The organism is Herbivorax alkaliphila, assembly GCF_030848475.1.
GTDB lineage: Bacteria > Bacillota > Clostridia > Acetivibrionales > Acetivibrionaceae > Herbivorax.
Genome location: NZ_JAVDDS010000010.1, coordinates 1 through 23298, shown reverse-complemented (window position 1 = coordinate 23298; position 23298 = coordinate 1). Strand labels below are relative to the sequence as shown.

17 protein-coding genes are annotated in these 23298 nt (G+C 33.2%); all 17 read left to right on the top strand.

The window, feature by feature from the left end:
* Positions 1–5 precede the first annotated feature (5 nt).
* On the top strand, positions 6–878 hold the full coding sequence (gene dpsA, locus RBH29_RS05280; protein ID WP_306695726.1) for a dipicolinate synthase subunit DpsA: 873 nt from the start codon (positions 6–8) through the stop codon (positions 876–878).
* Between the two features lie 2 nt (positions 879–880).
* Entirely contained in the window at positions 881–1465 is a 585-nt protein-coding gene (locus RBH29_RS05275) for a dipicolinate synthase subunit B (protein WP_306695725.1), read from the top strand.
* A gap of 242 nt (positions 1466–1707) precedes the next feature.
* Positions 1708–4095 (top strand): ATPase, T2SS/T4P/T4SS family, encoded by a 2388-nt coding sequence (locus tag RBH29_RS05270; RefSeq protein WP_306695724.1) that lies wholly within the window; start codon positions 1708–1710, stop codon positions 4093–4095.
* An 18-nt stretch (positions 4096–4113) separates the two neighbouring features.
* Positions 4114–5169 carry a type IV pilus twitching motility protein PilT gene (locus RBH29_RS05265; protein WP_306695723.1) on the top strand — a complete coding sequence of 352 codons (1056 nt, stop codon included), beginning with the start codon at positions 4114–4116 and terminating at the stop codon, positions 5167–5169.
* 318 nt (positions 5170–5487) lie between these two features.
* Positions 5488–6699 (top strand): type II secretion system F family protein, encoded by a 1212-nt coding sequence (locus RBH29_RS05260; protein ID WP_306695722.1) that lies wholly within the window; start codon positions 5488–5490, stop codon positions 6697–6699.
* Positions 6700–6842: 143 nt separating this feature from the next.
* Entirely contained in the window at positions 6843–7430 is a 588-nt protein-coding gene (locus RBH29_RS05255) for a type II secretion system protein (protein WP_306695721.1), read from the top strand.
* A 95-nt stretch (positions 7431–7525) separates the two neighbouring features.
* On the top strand, positions 7526–8068 hold the full coding sequence (locus RBH29_RS05250; RefSeq protein WP_306695720.1) for a PilW family protein: 543 nt from the start codon (positions 7526–7528) through the stop codon (positions 8066–8068).
* Positions 8069–8112: 44 nt separating this feature from the next.
* Positions 8113–8661 carry a PilN domain-containing protein gene (locus RBH29_RS05245; protein WP_306695719.1) on the top strand — a complete coding sequence of 183 codons (549 nt, stop codon included), beginning with the start codon at positions 8113–8115 and terminating at the stop codon, positions 8659–8661.
* A gap of 7 nt (positions 8662–8668) precedes the next feature.
* Positions 8669–9853, top strand: a complete 1185-nt coding sequence (locus RBH29_RS05240; protein WP_306695718.1) for a hypothetical protein — start codon at positions 8669–8671, stop codon at positions 9851–9853.
* A gap of 14 nt (positions 9854–9867) precedes the next feature.
* On the top strand, positions 9868–10332 hold the full coding sequence (locus RBH29_RS05235) for a prepilin-type N-terminal cleavage/methylation domain-containing protein (RefSeq protein ID WP_306695717.1): 465 nt from the start codon (positions 9868–9870) through the stop codon (positions 10330–10332).
* A gap of 3 nt (positions 10333–10335) precedes the next feature.
* Positions 10336–12879, top strand: coding sequence for a polymer-forming cytoskeletal protein (locus RBH29_RS05230; protein ID WP_306695716.1), 2544 nt, complete (start codon positions 10336–10338; stop codon positions 12877–12879).
* A 21-nt stretch (positions 12880–12900) separates the two neighbouring features.
* Complete coding sequence (locus RBH29_RS05225) at positions 12901–14247, top strand: hypothetical protein (RefSeq protein WP_306695715.1); 1347 nt, start codon at positions 12901–12903, stop codon at positions 14245–14247.
* Between the two features lie 448 nt (positions 14248–14695).
* Positions 14696–15427, top strand: coding sequence for a ClpP family protease (locus RBH29_RS05220; RefSeq protein ID WP_459076759.1), 732 nt, complete (start codon positions 14696–14698; stop codon positions 15425–15427).
* The gene (locus RBH29_RS05215) at positions 15424–15639 is read left to right on the top strand and encodes a YlzJ-like family protein (RefSeq protein ID WP_306695713.1); all 216 of its coding nucleotides are present in this window, start codon (positions 15424–15426) and stop codon (positions 15637–15639) included. Before RBH29_RS05220 ends, RBH29_RS05215 begins: the two co-directional genes overlap by 4 nt.
* Before the next feature lie 250 nt (positions 15640–15889).
* The gene (locus RBH29_RS05210) at positions 15890–17086 is read left to right on the top strand and encodes a dockerin type I repeat-containing protein (protein WP_306695712.1); all 1197 of its coding nucleotides are present in this window, start codon (positions 15890–15892) and stop codon (positions 17084–17086) included.
* Between the two features lie 41 nt (positions 17087–17127).
* Positions 17128–18246 (top strand): hypothetical protein, encoded by a 1119-nt coding sequence (locus tag RBH29_RS05205; protein ID WP_306695711.1) that lies wholly within the window; start codon positions 17128–17130, stop codon positions 18244–18246.
* Positions 18246–23298 (top strand): hypothetical protein (locus tag RBH29_RS05200; RefSeq protein WP_306695710.1); only part of this gene is annotated, 5053 nt, incomplete at its 3' end. The genes RBH29_RS05205 and RBH29_RS05200, both read left to right, overlap by 1 nt.

Sequence of the window (23298 nt, the reverse complement as noted above, 5' to 3'; positions counted from 1 at the left end):
TTTATATGAATAAAAAAAGATACGGGGTTTTAGGTGGTGACTTAAGAAGTGCAAAACTTGCTGAACTTATTAGAGCTCAAGGTGATGATGTTAGCATTTATGGTTTTGAAAAATCCAACTTTGACATAAGTTTTAAAGAAAGTGAGAACATTGATGAGCTAATTAAAAAAACAGATGTGATAATTGGACCACTTCCCTGTTCCTATGATAATAAAACTTTAAATGCTCCGTATCATCAGAAGAAAATTTATATAGAAGAAATCTTTAAAAAAATAAAAAAAGAGCAGTTGTTTATAGCAGGAAAACTAGGTGAAGAAATTTTAAAGATTGCTAGGGAGAATAATGTAAACTGTATTGATTTGTTAAAAAGAGAAGAGATGGCTGTTTTAAATTCAATTCCTACAGCTGAAGGAGCAATTCAAATAGCAATGGAAGAGATGGTTGAAACTGTTCATGGGAGCAAAGCAGTAGTTTTAGGCTTTGGGAGAATAGGTAAGATACTTGCAAAAATGCTCAATGGAATTGGGGCAGATGTCTATGTGGAGGCAAGGAAGCACTCTGATATTGCATGGATTAGAAGCTATGGATATACCCCTGTGCCATTAAATCAATTGAGTTTATATCTTGAAAATGCAGATGTTATATTTAATACAATTCCTTATGTTATTTTAAACATGGATATGCTAAAAAAAGTAAAAAAGAATTGCATTATAATTGACTTAGCATCAAAACCAGGAGGAGTAGATTTTGAAAAGGCAAAAGAATATGGAATAAAAACAGTATGGGCTCTTTCACTACCGGGAAAGGTTGCACCTTTAACTGCAGCTGGGTTTTTAAAAGACACAGTAAACAATATAGTAAATGAACTGGAGGGATAGAAATGTTGTTGGATGGATTGAAAATTGGATTTGCATTGACGGGTTCTTTTTGTACCATAGATAAAGTTATACCTGAAATTAAAAAAATAGTTGATAATGGTGGAAAAGTTACACCAATAATTTCACATTCAGTTGATAAATTTGACACACGATTTGGAAAGGCAGAAGACTTTAAAAAGCAACTTAAGGACATCACAGGAGAAGAAATAGTAAAGACAGTTGTAGATGCAGAACCTATAGGTCCTAAATCACTTCTAGATATTATAGTAGTTGCACCTTGTACAGGTAACACTTTGGGCAAGATAGTGAACGGAATAACAGATACTTCTGTAACTATGGCATGTAAAGCTCAGCTTAGAAATCAAAAACCTGTTTTAATAGCTGTTTCAACAAATGACGCATTGGGAACAAATGCAAAAAATATAGGGCTTCTTTTAAACATGAGAAATGTTTTTTTAGTTCCTTTTGGCCAAGATGGACCAAAAAATAAATCAAATTCCATGGTAGCTAAAATTTCTTCCATAATGCCTGCATTGCTTGAGGCTGTGAATGGTAAGCAGATTCAACCAGTATTTATACAGTATTAAAATAAAAAAAAATAAAAATGACACTTGAGAAATATAAAAAAAAGTGTTAAAATGGTTTTAACGCTAAAGTTATTGTAAAAAATAAAGTTATTGATTTTTATTTTTTATAATAATTATGTATAACGGTTTTATTTTTGAATATCATTATACTATAGCGTTAAAAAATATTTTTCATTATATTTTTATCACAAAATTGTTTCAAGAAAAGCTGTATAATTACATATGATATTTGGGGGTACAAAATGGTTGGAGTGGATACAAGAGGTATTGACGAAATACTTTTAGAGACAGGGGTATTAAAAATAACTGATCTCAAGAAAGCATGGGACATCCAAAGAGAAAGAGGCTGTAACATAGAAGACGTGTTGCTAGAACTCGAGCTTGCATCGCCAATAGATATTATGCATGCAAGTGCCGTTAAGATGGGCATTTCTTTTGTAGATCTTGCAAACTACGAAATTGAAGATGATAGTGTTCCCACACTGATAACCAGGAACATTGCAAACAGATACAAGGTGGTACCTATTAACAAGGATAATGGGGTGCTTACTGTTGCGATGAAAGATCCTACCGATATTTTCTGCATAGATGACATTCGTCTTGCGACAGCTCTTGAAATTAAACCAGTGCTTGCAGATCCAAAAGAAATTGAAAAATTAATTTTAAAATACTTTGGCGGTGAGAAAAAGCCCCAAAAACAAGAAGTTGAACAAGTTGAAAAAGAGAAAAAGCAGGCAAAGTCTGATGCATTACAAGAGGAAGAGTCAGCACTTCTTGAAAGGGATACCTTTGATAATGTAAAAGCAGATGTTGAGCCGGGAGAATTAAATACTGACCCACTTAATGAAAGTGTTTCCGATGCCAGTTTCGATACTCAGGGTATCTCTGAAAATGGTATATTTAAAGACAAGATAGGGAATCTTTTAGTTAAGGCTGGGGTAATAACCCAAGATCAGCTAGATACTGCTTTGTCTATACAGGATAAAAGTGGTGGACTTATAGGGAAGATAATGGTTAAACAGGGTTATATAAATGCTAAGTCGCTTTATGAATTTTTACAAAAACAAATGGGAGTAGAATTTGTTGACTTAGAGAATATTGAAATTGAAGAAAGTGTAATAAATTTAGTGACAAGAAACATTGCTAAAATGCATAAGCTTATTCCAATTGAAAAGTCAAATGATTCTTTAAAGGTTGCTATGAGTGACCCTATGAACATATTTTCTATAGATGACTTAAGACTTACCACAGGTTATAATATAGTTCCATGTCTTGCTGACGAAGAACAGATAATGAGTCAGCTTGATAAGTTTTATGGAAAGGTTTCTAAAGAAAAAGAAGACAAACAAAAAAGAGATAAAGAAGCAGTTGACTTAGAAGAAGAAATAAAAAAGGTAAATGAAAAAATAGCTGTTGAGATAACTCAAGAAGAAGAAGAAGAGGAAACTGTTGATATAGATGTGCTAGAAAATGCTCCTATTGTTAAAATGGTTAATATCATTTTTCAAAAGGCTGTTTCAAGTAGAGCCAGTGATATTCATATGGAGCCCCAAGAAGATTGTGTACTTATAAGGTTTAGAATAGATGGACAATTAGTTGAAATAATGAAACATGACAAGAAAATTGTTTCAGCACTTGTTGCAAGAGTTAAGATTATTAGTGGACTTAATATAGCAGAAAAGAGAATTCCACAGGATGGTAGAATTAGCATGAAGATTGACGGCAAGGATTATGACATGCGTGTTTCCGTATTACCAACAATGTTTGGAGAAAAGATTGTTATAAGAATTGCAGATAAAGAAGGTTTTAAAGTAAGTAAAATGGATTTAGGTTTCTTTGAAGATGATATGGAAAAGTTTGATAAAATCATTTCGAATCCTCATGGAATAGTTTTGGTAACAGGACCTACTGGAAGTGGTAAATCCACAACTTTATACACAGCCTTAAGGGAATTGTGTGAGCCAAATGTAAACCTTTTAACTGTTGAGGATCCTGTTGAGAGTACTATACAGGGTATTAATCAGGTACAGGTTAATGTTAAAGCAGGACTTACATTTGCTTCGGCACTAAGATCATTTTTAAGGCAAGACCCGGACATAATAATGGTAGGAGAGATAAGAGACGGAGAAACTGCTGAAATAGCAACGAGGGCTGCGATTACCGGTCACCTTGTGTTTAGTACTCTTCATACAAACGACGCCGCAAGTTCTATCACTAGGATGATAGATATGGGAATTGAACCATTTATGATGTCATCGTCAGTTGTAGGTGTAATAGCTCAAAGACTTGTTAGAAGGCTTTGTAAAAAATGTAGAAAAAAAGTTGAGCCTGATGAGTTTGAAAGAGATGCACTGGACTTAGAAGATGGTGAAGAAATAGAACTTTATGAAGCAGTAGGTTGTGAAGAATGTAATGATATAGGATATAAAGGTAGAATAGCTATATATGAAATAATGACAATAAATAGAGAAATTAAAGAATTGATAGCTAAAAATGAAAATTCAGACGTAATTAAAGATGCTGCGATAAGAGACAACTTGAAGACATTACGGAAGAATTGTACGAGACTTGTAAAAGATGGAGTGACAACGATAGAAGAAATGCTTCGTGTAGCATATTCTAAAGATTGATAAGAGGGGATGTAGGGTATGGAATTAAATGATTTACTTACGAAAACAATAGAATCGGGGGCTTCTGACCTTCACATTTGTGCTGGCGTACCTCCTGTAATAAGAGTTAGTGGTGACCTTATTTATTTAAATGAGCCCATATTGACTCCTCATGATTGTGTGCATTTAGCCAAGCAATGTCTTAACAACAGACTTTATGAGACTTTCTTGGAAAAAGGAGAGGTTGATGCATCTTATTCAGTGCCAGGAGTTGCAAGGTTTAGGATAAATGTTTTTAAGCAAAGGGCAACATGTGCAATAGCACTAAGGTCAATTCCTACAGATATTCCTGTAATTGAAGACCTTGGACTTCCAGGGTTGGTTTATGACCTTTCTTTAAAGCAAAGAGGACTGATTTTAATAACAGGACCTACAGGTCATGGTAAATCAACTACATTGGCAGCAATGCTTAATTACATAAACAGCAAAAGAAAATGTCATATAGTAACAATAGAAGATCCCATAGAGTTTTTGCACAGGCACAATAAAAGTGTTATAAACCAGAGAGAAATAGGTGCTGACACAGTGTGTTATCCCAATGCTATGAGGGCAGTACTAAGAGAAGATCCTGATGTAATACTAATTGGTGAGATGCGAGATCAGGAGACTATTGCAACTGCTCTTACAGCTGCAGAAACAGGTCACTTAGTGCTTTCAACACTACATACAATAGGATCTGCTAAAACAATAGATAGAATTATTGACGTATTCCCTCCACATCAACAGGCACAGGTGAGAACCCAGTTGTCAACAGTTTTAAGGGGAATTATTTCTCAGCAGCTTATTCAAAAGGCTGACGGGAAAGGACGTGTTTTAGCAACAGAGTCTATGGTGTGGACTCCTGCAATTGCAAACCTTATACGTGAAAGTCGTACTCACCAGATTAATACTTGTATTCAAACAGGTTCTCAGTTTGGCATGTATACTATGGATAGTTGTCTTTCAGATTTATACAAGCAAGAATTGATAGATTATGAAAGTGCTTGCCAGTATGCTATTGACTTAGATAATTTAAGAAAAATAATTTCTATGTAATTTAAAAAAAAGACTAGCATTTTTTGATAAAATGTATTACAATATATATAGAGAGAGTATTAGCAGAGAAATAAGTGGTTTAATATTTTATTTTTATTTTGTTGAATGGATATTGTGTGGGAGGTGTGTTTCTTTCCCAATTATATTCATTCTGAGTATAATTATTCCATTGTATGTGTTAATACGTCGCATCATATCAAAGTAGCTTAAATGTCTCAAAGACTATAGTTAATTAGCTGTTCAGATTGTGATTTACAAGGTGTTTATTAAATATAAAAATAGATAACGTGTAGTGAATAATATTTTGGGGGTTAGAAGATGCCAAATTATAACTACAAGGTTAAAACCGAGTCGGGGAAGGTATTAGCCGGAGAAGTAAAAATAGAAAGTGAACAGGAATTAAGAAGGATACTACAAGAAAAAGGGTATAAAGTTGTAGAGATTGTAGAAAAGACTGCAATTAATGATATCAGTGAAATCAAGTTGTTTAGAAAAAAAGTAAAACTTAAAGATTTAGCTGTTTTTTGCAGGCAGTTTGCTATAATACTAGAGGCAGGTGTGCCTATATCTCAATCCCTAGAAGTTTTAAAAGTACAGACAACAAACCCAACTTTAAAGGCCTGTTTAAGTGATGTGTATGACAATATACAAAAAGGTATAGCTATGTCAAGTGCATTTAGACAGCACGAAGATATTTTTCCTGATATACTTATAAATATGGTTGAAGCAGGAGAGCTGAGTGGACAATTGGATTTGGTTTTTATTAGAATGGCTAACTATTTTGAAGCCCAGTATAAATTAAACCAAAAAATAAAAGGTGCTTTAGCGTATCCTTTAATTGTTATGGTAGTGGCAATATTAGTTATACTTATATTAATGATAGGGGTTATACCTACATTTGCTGAAATCCTCGGTGAGTTTGATGTGGAACTTCCTGTTTATACCAGCATTCTAATTAGCATAAGCGATGTTTTTAAAAGTTTCTGGTATATCATTATAGGAGGAATTATAGCTATAGTTTCATCAATAGCTTATTACAGAAAGACGCCAGATGGAAAAGTGTTTTTTGGAAAATTAGCAATTGGCTTACCGGTATTTAAAAGTGTAACTAGAAATATTATCACTGCAAGATTTACAAGAACATTGGGAACTTTAATGTCAAGTGGAGTTTTGTTGATACAGTCTATGGAAGTTGTTGCAAAGGTTTTAGGTAATTCAGTAGTTGAGCAAAAGATTTCTCATGTAATAGAGGAGGTAAAAAAAGGTAAGGGTCTGACAACACCCTTAGCTTCAATAAGATATTTTCCTCATATGGTTATTTCGATGATAAGAATAGGTGAGGAATCAGGTAATTTGGATTTTGCACTTGAAAAGTCGGCAGACTTTTACGATCAGGAAGTTGAAAGGTCACTGCAACAGCTTACAAGTTTTATAGAACCTTTGATAATGATTAGTCTGGCATTAGTAGTTGGCTTTATAATATTAAGTGTATTGACACCAATGTTTGCACTGTACGAAGAATTAGCATAGTAATTTTTGCTTATGTTAGATTATCATCTAATTCCAAAAAAGTTTGGGGGGGGATATGAGATTACATATTTCTAGGAATGGGATAATTGACATGGGCATGGGAGTAAATATAAAAACATAAAAAAATAATAGGAGGGCTAAGTATGAAAAAAATGTTAAAAAATCAAAAGGGTTTTTCATTGGTTGAGTTACTTATAGTTATCGCAATAATGGGTATTTTGGCAGCGTTAGCATTTAGTATGTTTTCAGGAATATTCAGTAGCACAGAGAGAAGGGCAGACGATAGGACAGCTGATCAAATAGCTAAGGTATTGACAGCATATGTGGTTGAAACAGGTGATACTGGCTTAGTAAAGTTGACAGATAATCATGCAAGCTTTACGACAGAGTATACTAATGCAGATGGAACTGATCCTGGTTTTACTTGGACAGCACAACTAGATGGTTCAGCTGATGTGTCTGGTAATCAAATAACACAAGAAATAGTTGAAGCACTACAATATATTATTTCTATAGAAAATGATAATACTAATAGGCAAGTGGAATATGGACCATATTTGGCACCAAGAGAAGGTGATGTAGTTGAGTGGGAAAATTATGCACCAACGTGGGATGGTCATGAAGAAGGGTACCTTATTGAAGTTTATTCGAACTTACAAAAAGTAGATGTTGTACCGGTGTCAAAAGAAACCCCAGCTTCAGGTGCGGAGACTGGAGTTTTCTATCGTTAATAATACCTAAGACAGTTAATTTATAATTATGAAATAACCGGCTGGAGTGAAATCCAGCCGGGGAACTGTAAAATATGATTACAGGATGGATGCTTATGTTTAAAAGATTAAATTCAAAAGGTGTGTCTTTAATTGAGTTGATGTTGACACTTGCTATTATTGGGATTATATCCCCTATTGTCTTTTCTATATTTATTGGTGGAGTAAATAATTATGTAGGAGGAACTAACTATGTAGATCAGCAGTTTAGGGTTAATGATGCTATTACTCAGATAAGACGTGACATTGGAAGGGCAAAGATTGTTGATGTAATTGGTGGAGCGGAATCTGATTTAGAAAGAGAACTTGAAAGTATAAAGTTTATTTTTTCTCATGAAGATACTGACGATTTTAACGAATGGAAGTTTTGTGAAGATGAAGAAGCACTTGTTTTAAATACTTCTTCTGGAGATACAATTGTTGTGAGAAATATGGATTTTAGTAAAAGCAAATTTGTATATGACAGTGGTAGCAAGTCTATAATCTTGCATGTAAAGCCATTGGAAAATGATAGCCTTGTAAATAAAGGTGGCAGTAATATTCAAAGAGTGATAACAACAGAGTTTTCTGTTAGATATAAAGAAGTTGACGAAGATTAAAGGGCTGATTATAATAATTAGTAATAAGGGGGGACTAAAATACTGTGAAAGATATTAATCTATTGCCAGAAGAGGTTAAAGAAACTGAATATGTCCAGCCTCCTAGGGGCGGAGGTTCACCTGTTAAGCTTTTGTTTGGTCTTGTAATTGCAGTTGTGTTGGTGACGGTTAGTATTTTAATGCCAATGCTTAACATCCGACAAAAAGAACAGGAACTTGAAAATCTTAGAGCTGAAATTGAAAGTGAGAAGTATGATGTAGTAAGAGAGGTACGGAATGATTTGTCTAACATTAATTCTGTTCTAGCATCTAAGACAGATGTAATAGGTACAATTGATAGTAGTAATCATCCAGTTAGTGAAGTGATAACATCAGTGTACAATTCAGCACCTTTAAGAGTAGCTGTAAATAACATTGCGTATAACGAGCAAAGAGCTAGAATTACTGGTATAGCCCAAGACAATGTGGCTTTTGCAGAATTTATTTCAGCCATTAATAGAGTTACTTTGTTAAATATATCTGGAAGTCCATCATATGATGAAAGCACTGGAACCTTTCAGTTAACAATTAGAGTCAGCGGAGAGGGGGCGTGAGAGTGATATGAAAAGCGATAAAGGGAAAGTTGTAATTTTAATTTTTATTTTAGTTATGTTATATGCAGTGGTGTACTATAGGTTTATTTGGATGGATAGATTTAGCCCCCAATTAGAAGACTTGTCAACTGATATTGAGACTGAACAAATGACAAAAAATGCTTTAGAACGGGATTTGGCAGATATCGACACACTAAAAAGAGAAGTTAACATGAAAACAGTTCAAGATGAAAGATTAAGTGAATTTCTCATGAGTGAGGCGAGTTTAGCAGATAGTTTTGATTACGTTGATCGGCTAAATAAGATGTTTAACAATCAACTAACAGATGCTAATGTGAATCCACCGAGACAAAGAACATCAGATAACACAGATACAACTTACTATGAGTTTGGAGTTGGATTTTCGGCTGAGTTGTCCCTTGGAGAAGTTTTAAATCTTATAGACTTTCTAGAGGGTGGAACAAGAAAGGTAAGGGTTTCGGCTTTTGATATTAGACCTATTTCTGAAAGGGCTTCTGTGGTTGTGGAGGAGTCTGAAGAAGAAGAGGAAGAGTACGACATATATAGGGAAATCTACTCTATAGAAGTAGCAGTTAATTTCCACTCATTAGATGAAGGTCATATTGACAAGATGTATGATTATAGCAGACAAAGGTTTAATAGATTTGAAGATGGAGATGGTTTTTCAGTTAGTTTTGATGAACCATTATCACCAATATTTACGATTGCAGATGAAGACACAAGTTATACAGGCGGGGGCAGCACTGATGCTGCACCTGCTTTTCGCAGAGATGTGGTTGTTGAATTAATGAATTTTTATGTAGGTGGTCCTAATTTTATTACAAGGTGTGCGAATACAAGAAAACGAATTGGTATAAAAACTGGAGATTTTGTAGAATTAAGTTTAAGTTTTGATGCAAGTACATATAGGGCACATTCAAAAACTCCTCATAGAGAAGTTACTTATGACGGAGAAATTTTAGGCGATACTATTAATATTGAAATCAATGCCGATTTTCCACTTAATGTTCCAGAAAACGAAAATTTCAGAACTGACATTACAATTGTTAATAACTCTGGAAAGCAGATAAGAATAAAAAACAATGATGAAGTAAGAAGAGTTAGTTTAATGGACAGGAACGGCAATCAAATATATAGAAGAAGTGAAGTAGAAAATTTAATTGTGATATAATGGTGGTGACTGTTATGAAAAAATTATTAAAAAATAAAATAGGAATGACGCTGATTGAGGTAATATTGGCACTTTCTATTTTGGCAGTGGTTGTAGTTCCATTGTCAGTTGGTTTCATGAATTCTCTTAAAATAAGAGAGAGTTCTGACAGACAAATAGATATAAATGAAGTTAGTAGAATTATAAAAGAACAGGTGACAAATGTAATACGAGGAGATGATCATGCTGTAAGAGAAAGAGTTGATGATCCGACTGAAACTGGTTCTGATTTTGATGACAGAAATATATACGGTTACGAGAAATTAGAAATTTATGAGTCAGATAATGAAAATATAGAAGATTATTATTTTGATGTAGAACTCATTGAAGATGATGTTGAAGGTCTTGGAATTGTAGAGGTTGAAATTAATATTTATAACAACTCAGAAGAACTTAAAAATACTTTTAGGTTATTGGTGAGGGTGAGGGGAGGCGAATAAGCTATGTATAAGTTGTTAAGGAGTAAAAAAGGTGTTGCACTTGTTAATGTGCTAATTATAACAACAGTATTAATGATGCTTAGTGTGTTGCTGGTAGACTATGCTCTATTTAGCTTAAGAGAGTCCCAAAGACAGGGAAATGTAAACAATACACATTATGCAGGTCATTCTACTACTGAAGTCATATTTGCTCAAATTAACAAACTTGAGGAGGACGCTGATGGTTCGCTTTTAGGCGAGTGGGACGGTGGTTCTGTTGGTGATGATGATGATGACTTAGACAGTTATGCAAATTACATACTGGGAAAAATTAAAGATGATTTTACTGATGATGTGTTTGAAATTGATATGACAGGTGATGAAGTAGCAGAGGTTATTCTTGAATCTGATGATATAGTTTGGGTGCCTGGATCTTTAAAGAAAAAAGATGTTGGTGGAGAAGAAAGATTTTTTATGACAATAGGAGTAACAGTAATGGCTTTTTATAGTCCTGAGAACTCTATGTATGCGGCTGGAAATCAAGAAATATATGCTCAAGAAGAGTTTGATTTTCCGTTACCATCTGATGCGGGGTTTGAAGTGTTAGGAAGCTATACTATTGGAGATTGTATGGTAATCGGGAATGGTGGTTTTGATGATGAAGATAGGTTTACTGCTAATGTAAAAGGAGATTTATATGTTTTTGGTTCTTATCCAGAAGCGTTTGATTCACCAAAACAGGAATATTATGGAGGGATTTTTGTTCGAGATAATGCACAGCTTGATATAAAGGGAAATGCATATGTTCGTAGTTTTATTAGAGCAGGATTATATAAGCCTTTTATACCTGGTGAAGATTCGGATTCAGATGAGTATGAAAAAGATGGAAGTAGGATTAATATATATAAGGATGCAGTAGCACAATGTATACAAATTTTTGGAAATATGAATGATATTTCAGTTCTTAGAAATGCTTATACATTTACGGATATAGAAATCAATGGAATGAGATCAGTTATATACATAAATGGAAGTGCTGTGGGATTAACTAGGGGTGAAGGTGCACTTTCTCATGAGCAGTCAAGTGCAATTGTCAACAGTGCATCTATTCATAATACCCATCATCCAGATGCACATAAATCTAGAGTTGTTGTAAATGGTGACGTTATAATACCTGGTGGTACAATGTGGATTGATTCAAATACTGGATTGGCAAAGGCGCAGATAGAAGATGCTTCTTTGGTGTGGGAAGATAGTTCTCTTCTTGGAAGTGCACCTTTTTATAGTTTGAGGCGTAATCTTTTGGAAAGCATAGCTGATGATGATGGTGTTGGTCCAGATCAATATCATAGTGAATTAAGAAGAGCTTATGAAGATAGTCAGAATAGTGATAATTATTACATAGGAGGCAAGACTAATAGATTCCAAGTATATAATCCACGTAGTATGGATTATAGTAAACTTAATGAACCTACATCTATGGATATAGATGAAGAACTTGTTAAAATAAGAGCGGATAATAATTGGGATAAACTTGTTGTTGAAGAAATATCGGGAGAGTGGTCATCTAGTTTAGCTGCTAATAATAGAGTATACAATATTTTTTATAGTCAAGATGAAGATGGCTTGCTAGATGATAATAGTGGTCATATTTCTGATTCAGGTGATTATGTTAATACATTGCCTTATATTAATAACGATGATTATCAAATTGACAATATTTTTAATGAAGATGAAGATGGACTTGAATTTGCCGGTAGTTGGGGTGATTACGATGATGATAGGAAAGAGTGGGTTTGGGGCAAACTAGAAGATATAGAAGCTGAACTAAAGAAGCGTGCAGAGATTTTTGTAGAAAGAAACCCTGAAGGAGAAGTAGATGAAGAAGAAGATGATGATGATGATGATGAACCAAGACCAAGTAGCTGGGGGGCAAATCTTAAAGACGCTCCTCATGGTCACATGGAAGGGGATTTGTTTAATTATTTATTAGGAGAACTCAGCAGCCTACAGTCAAATGACTACGACAATTTCATAGGTATTGATGAAATTGATGGTATTGATGATGAACGATATTATCTGCTTTTAAATACTGATCCTGACGAAGACATAGTTATTGATGGTAAATTTAAGGGTATTATTTTTACTAAAGGAACTGTTATATTAGAATCAGGTGCTAATGTTTATGGATCTATAATTGCTGCTGGCGGTGAATATGATGATGAGTATGATGATGATTTATTTAGACCAGCTGCTATGGAGGGATTGAAAGAAAATGAAAATGACTTAAATGAGTTAAATAACGGAGATCGTGCAGGAATTATAATTAGACCTGGCGATGATTATTCCGTTAATGAGTATCTCGATGATGATGTTGATTATCATGTAAATCTATCTTTTTATCCTGAATATCAAATGGATACGGGAGACCCGATAGTAAGTGCAGAACAGGTATTAGATGAAGCTGGTCTAGGATATACTGATAGTATATATTTAAATAAAGCAGCAAGGCATATTTTACTAAGCAGATTGGAAGCTGAAGGTATACCTTTGTGGCACATATTCTAAAATAATTATGGGGTGGAGTGAATGAATAAAAAATTAAAATTATTGACGTTATCAATGGCTTTAGTCGTAACAATGAGTAGCATTACAGGGTGTGATCTTCCCTTTGGGCAAGATGATGTAGAAGAACAGGAGCCACTGCCTCCTCTTCAAGGACCTGATGCTAGCGTACAAGAGGATGAACAAGTTCAGGAGTTTTTAGGAGAATATTTTAGTGACATGTTTGCTGTGCCTGTTGAAGATTATACTGAAAATCTTGTTAAGGGCATAGTTCCAGAAAATATTTTTCCTTATATTGCATCAAGAACTATTGATGAGGGAAATGAAAACCCAGAAGTGCCGATACATATGCCAAGAAAGGTTTCTATGGGTAATCTTGTTCTTTTAGATTATGATTTATTAGAACATAATAATAGTCCAATGATTGATGCTACTTACATTGGACAAAGTGGAGATGCTTTTGCGTATTATGTAAAAGTAGATGTAGCGGCAACGGGACTGCCACATGATGTATTTGGTGACAATTACATACAAAGACATTTTGAAGAGGTTGATGATGATGAGTTAGATGAATTTAACACTGTATGGGTGTATGAATTTGAAGAAAATTCTGATGAAGAAAAGGCAGTAACAGATGAAGATTATGATAGGATAAAAGTACAGCTTAGATATGATGTAGAAGTAATTATTGAAGGTGGTTCATATAAGGTTTTAACACAGTTAGAGTCAGTTTATAGGCCACGGTTAAGAGATAGGGTGCATATATTAAATCATGAGTTTGTAAGAAGGATTCCGTATCTTGATATGAGTATTAATGATGAAAGTACTGTATATGAAAGAGAAAGAGGTTTAATTGAGTCATTTTATAATAATTTATTAAAGTTAGACAGAGAGAGAATGGCTTTATTAAGAAAGAATTGGGATTTGGATTATTTGGACTTTATGGAGTTTATTTCATCGACAGGAATTAGTGGTGGTGAAAATCCAGAATTATTACTTGTAGATGAAGATTATAAAGAGAAATTTAATATAATGGCTTTTCCTTTACAGCCAGGTATGAGAAGATTAACAAATTATGAAGTTTTTAATGTGACGATACATCCAGCGTATTCACAAAAAAACAAATTGTATTTTGTAAGATTTGTAGCTGGTGTAGAAAGAGCAAGTGATATTGGACTTGGTAATAGAACAATGTATTATTATGATTATGTTGTTACATTAGATGATCAAGATGGAAATTTACAAATAGACAGTATAAAGCTTAATGAATTTTATGAGACATCAAATTTAGATATTATACAACAAGAGGAAGAGGAAGACGAAGATGACGATGAAGATGATGATGATGATGATGATGATGATGATGAATAAAAATTATAGTGAACTCGTTTAGTTAAAGCTAAACATCGAGGCTTCAGATGGAGACTCAACTCCACCTTATAGGAGGTGGAGTCTTAGAACAAGATAAAAATAAGGCTTCTCTTTTATAAGAGGGGTCTTTTTTTTGTAGTCAGTTAAATCTTTTAGATAAAGCTAAGCATCGAGTCTTTAGCTTGAGATTCAACTCCACCTGAAGATTTATAAGAGCAACTTAACTCTAAGAAGGCGGAGTTTTAGAATAAGATAAACCTTTCTAATTGGGTATGTCATTTAGTTAAATAAAAATATTCTATAGTTTCAATTAAATAAATGACATGCCATTATTCTGAGTAACATGGGATTTTATTTTTTTGTAATATTTTTTAATAAAAAAAACAATACTATTAGTAACTTAATTTATACATATTGGAGTTGTGATAAATTGAAAAAAGAAAATAATATTTCTTCTAACAATCAATCAGTTACTGAAAACCAGAATAAAAAGGATGTAGATATAAATGAAATAAAAGAGCTGGGAAAGTCTAGTGTTTCAAATTCAAAGGGAAATATACACTGTCTTACTGTTATAGGACAGATTGAAGGACATGTGGTGTTGCCTCCTCAAAATAAAACAACAAAATATGAACATGTAATACCTCAATTAGTTGCAATTGAGGAAAGCGATGAAATAGATGCACTTATGCTTGTTTTAAACACTGTAGGTGGAGATGTAGAGGCAGGTCTTGCTATAGCAGAGATGATTGCTAGTATGTCAAAACCAACTGTTTCATTGGTATTAGGTGGAGGACATAGCATAGGAGTTCCGATGGCTGTTTCCACAAAGCACTCATTTATAGCACCTTCTGCTACAATGACTATTCACCCTATAAGATTAACTGGAATGGTTGTAGGTGTTCCCCAGACGTATGAGTATTTTGATAAGATGCAGGAAAGAGTTGTAAAGTTTGTATCAAAAAATTCAAACATAACACAGGAGAATTTTAGAAAACTTATACTTAAGACAGGAGAGCTTGCAAATGATGTAGGGACTATTCTTTTTGGGGATGAAGCTGTTAAAAAAGGGTTAATTGATGAAACAGGTGGACTATTTAATGCATTAGAAAAACTATATGAATTAATTGAGCTAAGAAAAAAAGAAAAAAGTCACCAACACAAGGAGGGGTTACAATGATTTTACATTCTATAGTGCCTGTTGAAGTTGTATTTGGTAATTTTGATGATCAAAAAAAAGAGGGTAAAAACATTGAGCTAGATTATTTAGGAGAAAAAATTGTAGCAACTGCACTGTCAAATAATAGATATAGGGTGGACAGAATAATCAGCACTTCACTAAAAGCATATCTAAATCCAAATCTTATACCTGGTTCTATTATCGAGAGATAGAACTATTTATATAAGGGATATTACAAATGGTAAAGGATTTTTTGTATATCCGATATTATAGGGTATATGTTATTTAAGTGAATGAAAATATGGAAGCAGCTTTAGTTTATGGAATATGGTTCTTAGCCTTTAATAAACATATGAAATATTACATAAATTGTTAATTTTTATTATTTTTTATGGTATCATCTCAGGGAAGGTGCTGGAAAATGCCAGTATTTTTAAAATTTAATAATTTAGGGGGCAATTTTTGTGGAGTAATAAGTTATTTAATATAAGGTTTATTTTTATATGCCTTATAACTTTTTTATTTTTGATTTCAGGATCAATAGTGCTATCCCAATCTGGAGATTCTAATCAAAGAGGAATTATTGGTGACATGAATGAAGATGGAATAGTGGACAGTACAGACTATATTATATTAACAAGGTATGTACTTGAAATAATTGATGAGTTGCCAGTTGAAGACAAGCTTTGGGTGGCAGATTTAAATGGAGATGGTTTAATTGACAGTAGTGATGTTATCCTTTTAGGCAGATATTTGCTGGAAATGATAGATGAATTTCCAAAAGAATCTATGGAAGATCCAACTCCTGTGCCAACACCTTCCTCAAAACCGAATCCTACACCAACACCTGTTTTTCTTGACGAAAAAACAAGTAATGTTAATACAGTACAGGGTGAGATATTTAATTTTGTTTTCAGTGCAGACAATTTAAAAAATAAAGAAAGTTTAAGTGCATTATACATTTATACAGTTACGTATAATCCAGATGTGCTTGAAGTGGTTGATTTGTGTAGTGAAACATATGAAAAAGTGCTTACACCAAAATGGGTAGAGGGAACAGATATTGAGATACTAGAATTTAAACCTGATGAAGGAATGTTTATTTTTAGTTCTGAAAAGTTTTTTTATGTTGACAAAGGATTGTCTGGAGCATTAAATTCTGTTAAATTTAAGTCTAAAGCTGATGGATTACATCAAATAGACTATAAAGTCGAGAGAATATCAGAGGATATAGATGATTTTCGCAGAGATGTGGTTGTTGATTTAATGAATTTTTATGTAGGTGGTGCTAATTTTGTTACAAGGTGTGCGAATACAAGAAAACGAATTGGTATAAAAACTGGAGAGTTTGTAGAATTAAGTTTAAGTTTTGATGCAAATACATATAGGGCACATTCAATAAGTCCTAGAGAAGTTACTTATGACGGAGAAATTTTAGGCGATACTATTAATATTGAAATCAATGCTGATTTTCCAATTAATGTTCCAGAAAACAAAAATTTTAGAACCAATATTACAATTGTTAACAACTCAGGAAAAAGAATAAGAATAGTTTCAAATAATCCAACGGGTAGAATCACATTAGTTGATAGGCATGGAGATGAAATTACTATGTATAGTGAAGAAGAAAATGTAAGAATTTATGTAGGTGAAAATTAGTATCTAAATAAAAAGTGGTTATTAAAGAGAGGAGAAAATTTATGATGATTAAAAAATATAAAAAATTAACAGGTATTATAATTGCAATTTTAGTTATTACAGTGACAGTAATTTCTGTGGCAGAAGCAGTTAACAACAAAGAGGACTATGCAAAAAAAGAAGAAATGGTTGAAAATACGCCAGTGCCTGACAAGGAGCCAGAAAAGGAAGAAGAGCCAATAGAGACAGATAGTGAGTCTGTAGATGATATAAGTGAACAGACCGAGAACTCAGAATTAGAGTCACCAATAGATATTGATGAGGATACAGGTATGCCGGCAGGGCTTTGGAAAATAAGAAAACAAGATTGGATAGAGACTTTAGCAGAAGAGTATGGCAAGTCAATTAACCAAATAGAAGACCTATATTCTGAGATAGGTGATTTAAATGATGTAAAAAGAGAACTTGAAAAATTAAAACTACAGGATAAAATGCTTTCAGATGACAGAGTTATTGAACTTGTCAAAAAGGGAATCGGAGTCTTGCAGGTAGAGAAAGCAGAAGAAATTGCAGCTAAAACTGATATGGATACAGAAGAAATTCTTGAAATGAGATATGGAGATTTAGTCAAGCCAGAAGAAGAGAAATTATTTAGCGCATTATCAGTTGAGGAGCCAAAGAAGCGTGAAACAAAGGAATGGGAAGATATAGAAAAAGAATTAGGAATTGAAGAAAAAACTCCGCTAGAACAACTTGAGGTACCTGAAAGTATTGTCAAAGAAATGGAAGAAATGGGTTTGTCAAGCCAGGAAATGGTTGATATAGCACTTTTGAGTACAAACAATAATGTACCCCATGAAGAAGTTTGGGATAAGATTAAAAGTGGAAAAACACATGATGAATTGTATCAGCAGTATTTAGAAGAAGGAAGAAGGGCAAGTAGTGGAGATATTACGATGGAAGAGAGGATTCAGCAGTTAGAAAGAGATGTAGTGGATGTTTTAGGTGCTACAGAAGAAGAAGTGGCTTTATGTCGTGAAAATGGAATTGAAGGATTTAGTATGTATACGGCAAAAACTCTTTCAATTGATTATAATGTTTCACTTGAGATTTTGGTTGAAAAGTTTAACAGGCTTGGTGACTGGGATAAAGTAATTGATGAAATGGGGGAACGTGACTGATGAAATATAAAATTTTAGTTAGTATGTTGTTTTGTGTTATTGGTATAAGTATATTAAATACTGTATCTTTATTTGCAAGTTTTGATAGAAGTAATATTTATGAAGGGTATATATTTCCTGATTCAGCATATAAAAAAGTTGACAATACATCTTTTGAGATAGGTGAGGGGGAAAATATCAACTCTGCTACAGGAGATTTAGAATTAAAGGAAACTGATTTAGTACTTGAGGGAAGAAAAGGATTAGATCTTGCACTTACAAGATACTACAGACTGGGGAACTCAAATTTAAGAGAGCCTTTTGTTGATTTGGTTGAGGGGGAAGAACAGGAAATTGAAGTATGGCAAGTGTATGGCATGGTAGAGATACAAAGATATAGCAAAATGGGAGTTCCAGGAGCTAAACGAGTTGAAAATTTTACAGATCCTAATCAATTTACAATTTCTGAAAAAGCAGATGCACTTTTGGAAAGATATAAAAATGATGAATTTTCAGAAACTCTTAGATTTGAGGATGCTAGTGGAGAACCATATTATGAATCATATAAGTTTATACAAATGTCAGTTAAAAGTTATAGGACAGATGCTGCTCCTAAATTTTATGGGACAAGACCTGGAGTTGTAACAGTTAATCAGAGACATTTTGATATAGGTGCAGGGTGGTCATTTGAATTTCCCTTTATAGAAAATAGAAGAGGTAATTTATATCTTCATTATGGAAGTACGGGAGTATGGCATATAGAAGTTGAGGAAAATGGTGAAATATCATTAGATGGATATGATTTAAAAGATATTTCTATAAAACGTGAAAATGTATCAAGGTCTGATTTTGAAATGGATGCCTTTTATGTTGTTAGCGAAAAAGATGGTAAAAAGATATACTTTGCAGAAGATGGACGATTACTTGCAATAGAGGACAGATTTGGAAATAATATTCGTTTTTTTCATACAGATAGGACATGGAGGGACAATGACTATAACGTTACAACACCAGTAATAACAAGGATAGTAGACAGTGTAGGAAGAGAAATATTGATAAATTATAATGATACTGATAGTACGGTAAATATTAGATGGGGAACTAATGAAATTGTATATCACAAAAAATCTGTAAAAGACATAACAAATGCAGATACAGCGAAGGAAAGAGGACGATTTGAGAATGAGTTTGTACTCTATAAAGTTGTAGATCAAGAGGGGGGCGAAACCAAATATGATTATGACATAAACTATGCAATGGACAACTATTTTAATAGAAATGAAGATCACTATAATGGTTTTGATAAGGATGATAATGGCAAACCTGTATTAGATGAAAATGGTAATCCTGTCTACAGCAAAAGAGATAATGATTCTAACAGTGATAAATTTAGTGGAGTATATAACTATTATGCCTGTCTTTCAACTATCACATATCCTACAATGGCAAAGACTCATTATGAATATAATAGAGGAGTAAGATATGTAGTAGAAGAAAATGATGATTGGGATGACAAGGCAGGGGAGAAAATAGCAGACAGAAATATAAAAAATTTAGGTCCTGATGGTTCGATGTATTTTTACAGGGTTATAAAAAGGTATGAAGAGGATAAGGAGGGCAGAATATATAATGAGAAAGAATTTAATTATAAAAAGACGGAATCAGAAGGAGTATTCTGCCAGTACGATGGTTATCCCCTTTATGGTACACAGGAGGATATACCTGATGATTTTGAAGTAAAAACAGTGGTTGAAGATACAAGTGGAAATGAGTTTACATATACATATAATAACAAATTGCTTTGTTTAAATGTGTTAAATGATTATGCAGATGGAAGCTATAATGAAGAGATGATATACAGGTATGATAATAATAGGCAAATGACATTGGCTGTAAAAAATGTATTTAATCCTTCTACAGGAGAATTTATATCATATGCGGAAAACTACGCATTTGACAAGTACCGTAATCTTAATTATCAATGGGGACATGGAACAAAAAGAGCATCTGACAGTAAAACAAATTATAATGAATTATCAATAACAGATTATGATCCATTAGACAGTGAATATAGGACAACTTATGAATATAATCCTACATACCACTATATGACTTCTATTGAATATAAAAAAGATCGTGATACATATATAAAACACGAGTATGTACCTACTTCTAATGAAAAGTCTATCGAGTTGGAGAATGTTTATGAAAAGAAAGGTGCTAATGATTATACTTTAAAAGAAAAGATGGAGTACGTTTATGATACATATGGAAATGTAGTTGAAGAAAGAAGGTATTTAGAAGACTGTCCTCAGGGAGAAAAATCTAAATGGGAATATTTTATTCCAACCTTTTATGAATATGATGGAAGATATAAAGGATTGTATCCTTCAAGAATATATTACACTGATTTAAGAGAAGGCTCAGAGTCTGATGACGAGTTAGGAGAACTTATAGAGGCTAGGGAAGGTTTAGATGCAGGTGTAATTGATGAAAGATACAGCTATGACTTTTATGGCAATTTAAATGTAATCATAGATGGAGAAGGTTATCGTACCAATTACCGTTATGATAACTTAGGAAGAGTAACAACAATAATCAACCCTGATGGCACAAGGAAAGAGTTTAAATACACATCTAATGCAGATGAAAACAGTGTTGAAACTATAATGGAAAACGGAAGCAGAACAAAGGAAGTGTATGATGAATTCGGAAACCTTGTAAAGACTCAGGTGTTTGTAGACGGAGAATTTGTAAGTATTGAAAAGATAGAGTATGATTCAAATTTTCGTGTTGATACCGAAAGAAATCTTGTGAATGGAGGCTTTACAAATTATAAATATTTTGGAGACGGAAGTCTTAGATTAAAAGAGACAAGAGATAATGCAAATAAATTGTATTATAGAGAAGTAAACAGATATGAGGTAGTAAATGACGGTTTAGAGAAGTATTTTAAAACTAGTAATACAATATTAGGTGATGAAAGTTCTCCATCAATATCAACAGCTGCATATGAGGATAAAAAAGGCAATCTTAAAATGCAGGTTAGAAAAAGAAATAATGGTGAGGATTACAAAGACACATTTAATTATGACTATCTTGGAAATGTGACAGATGAAAGAATTGCAAGGTTTTATGATGAATCAGATTCAGATATCTGGAGAAAATCTGTATCAGGAGATCTTTTAGAATGGACAAGTAAGTATGAGTATGATTATGCAGGAAGACTTGTAAGACTTACCAATATTAATGGACACTATATGACAAATGAATATGATGCATTAGGAAGGAAAATAAGAGTAACAGACTACAAAGGTAATAATAGACCAAGTACTGAAAAATATTACACAACATACATTTATGACAATATGGATAGGCTTATAAAAGAAAAAATACCTTTTGAAAAAGATGAAGAGGGAAAGGTAATATATTCTAAAAATCTTTATGGTTATGACCGAAACGGTAATTTGAGATATGAAAAGACAACAGCTAACAAACCAGAAGAAGAACTTTCTTTCAATGAGAAATGGTATGTATATGACAGGTGCAATATGTTAACAGGTATAAAAAATGTTAACAATCTGTCAAATAGTCCAAAAGAGACATGGACTCAATATTATTATGATGAGTCAGGCAACAAGCTTAGGATGTATACAGGTCTTATAAGTTATTTAAAAATTACAGGATTAGATGAAGTAGAAGGTAATGATGAAGTATTTAATGTAAAAAAATATGAATACAATAAATATACCAATCAGTTGGAAAAAGTTATTGATCATATGGGATATGAAGAAATATATGAGCATGATTTAAATGGTGATTTAATAAGCAAAATTGATAGAAATAACAATGAGATAAGCTATGAGTACGATATCTTAGGCAGAATGGAATCAAAAAGTGTTAAAACCTCTGATGGAATAGGAGATGCTTCATATTTCTATACATATAAATTAACAGGTATGAAAAGAAGTGAAACAGGTGGTGAAGTAGACTATACCTATACATATGACGAACTTGGAAGACTTGTAACAGTGGACGAATCAAAAGGTGTAATTAAAAGTTATGGTTATGATGCAAGCGATAACAGGACATCTTTTGAATTAAAGAAGGATGGGGAAGCAAAAATAGAGCTCACCTATGAATATGACGGAATGGATCGTCTAAAGAGAGTTTTAGAACCAGAAGATCAGATTGCTTATAGTGCATTCTATGTGTATGATGAAAATGGAAATAGAAGTATATTGAGATATGTAAATGCTGATATATATTATGATTATAACCTTGCAAATAATTTGGTTTCACTTGAAAATTCGAGGGCATATGTATTAAGTTCAAAATATATTTCTAGATATCACTATGAGTACTATTTAGATGGAAATCAGTCAAGAAAATACGAAGAGATAAGCGGCAATTCAACACAATATATATATGACGGATTAGGAAGACTCTACAGAGAGACAGATACAGAAGAGGACACTATTGTAAAAAGAGTTACATATGAATATGATGCATCTCACAACAGAAGGAGAATGAGTGTTGAAGAAGGTAATTTAAGCGATCGTATAGGGGGTTGGTATGGAAAGAGTGGGAATGCCTATGATGCAATATACTATACTACCAGTTACAAATATGATAAAAACAATAGGCTTACACATGAAATAATACTGTACAATAAACCTGAAGAACGCAGAAGAGCTACATTTCCTCGGTCAGCAAAAGAATTTGAATTAGTATTAGACAAAAGGGAAGAGAACATATATAACTATGACAGAAATGGAAACCAGATATTTAAAAAGCAGACTGTACTAAAAGAAGGGGATGAAACAAGCTTTACAGGATTTGTAGCAGGAAAGCAAGAAGACACAGGCGGAATATACTTTTATGAATACGATGGTTTTAACAGGCTAATAGGATTTACAGGCGATGGTAAGACAGCAAGCTATACATATAATGGAGATGGATTGAGGACGACTAAGACTGTAAATGGAGAAAAGACAAGGTACATATATGATGCAGGAAATATAGTACTTGAAATTGATGGGTTAGGTGATGTACAATCAAGGTATATACGAG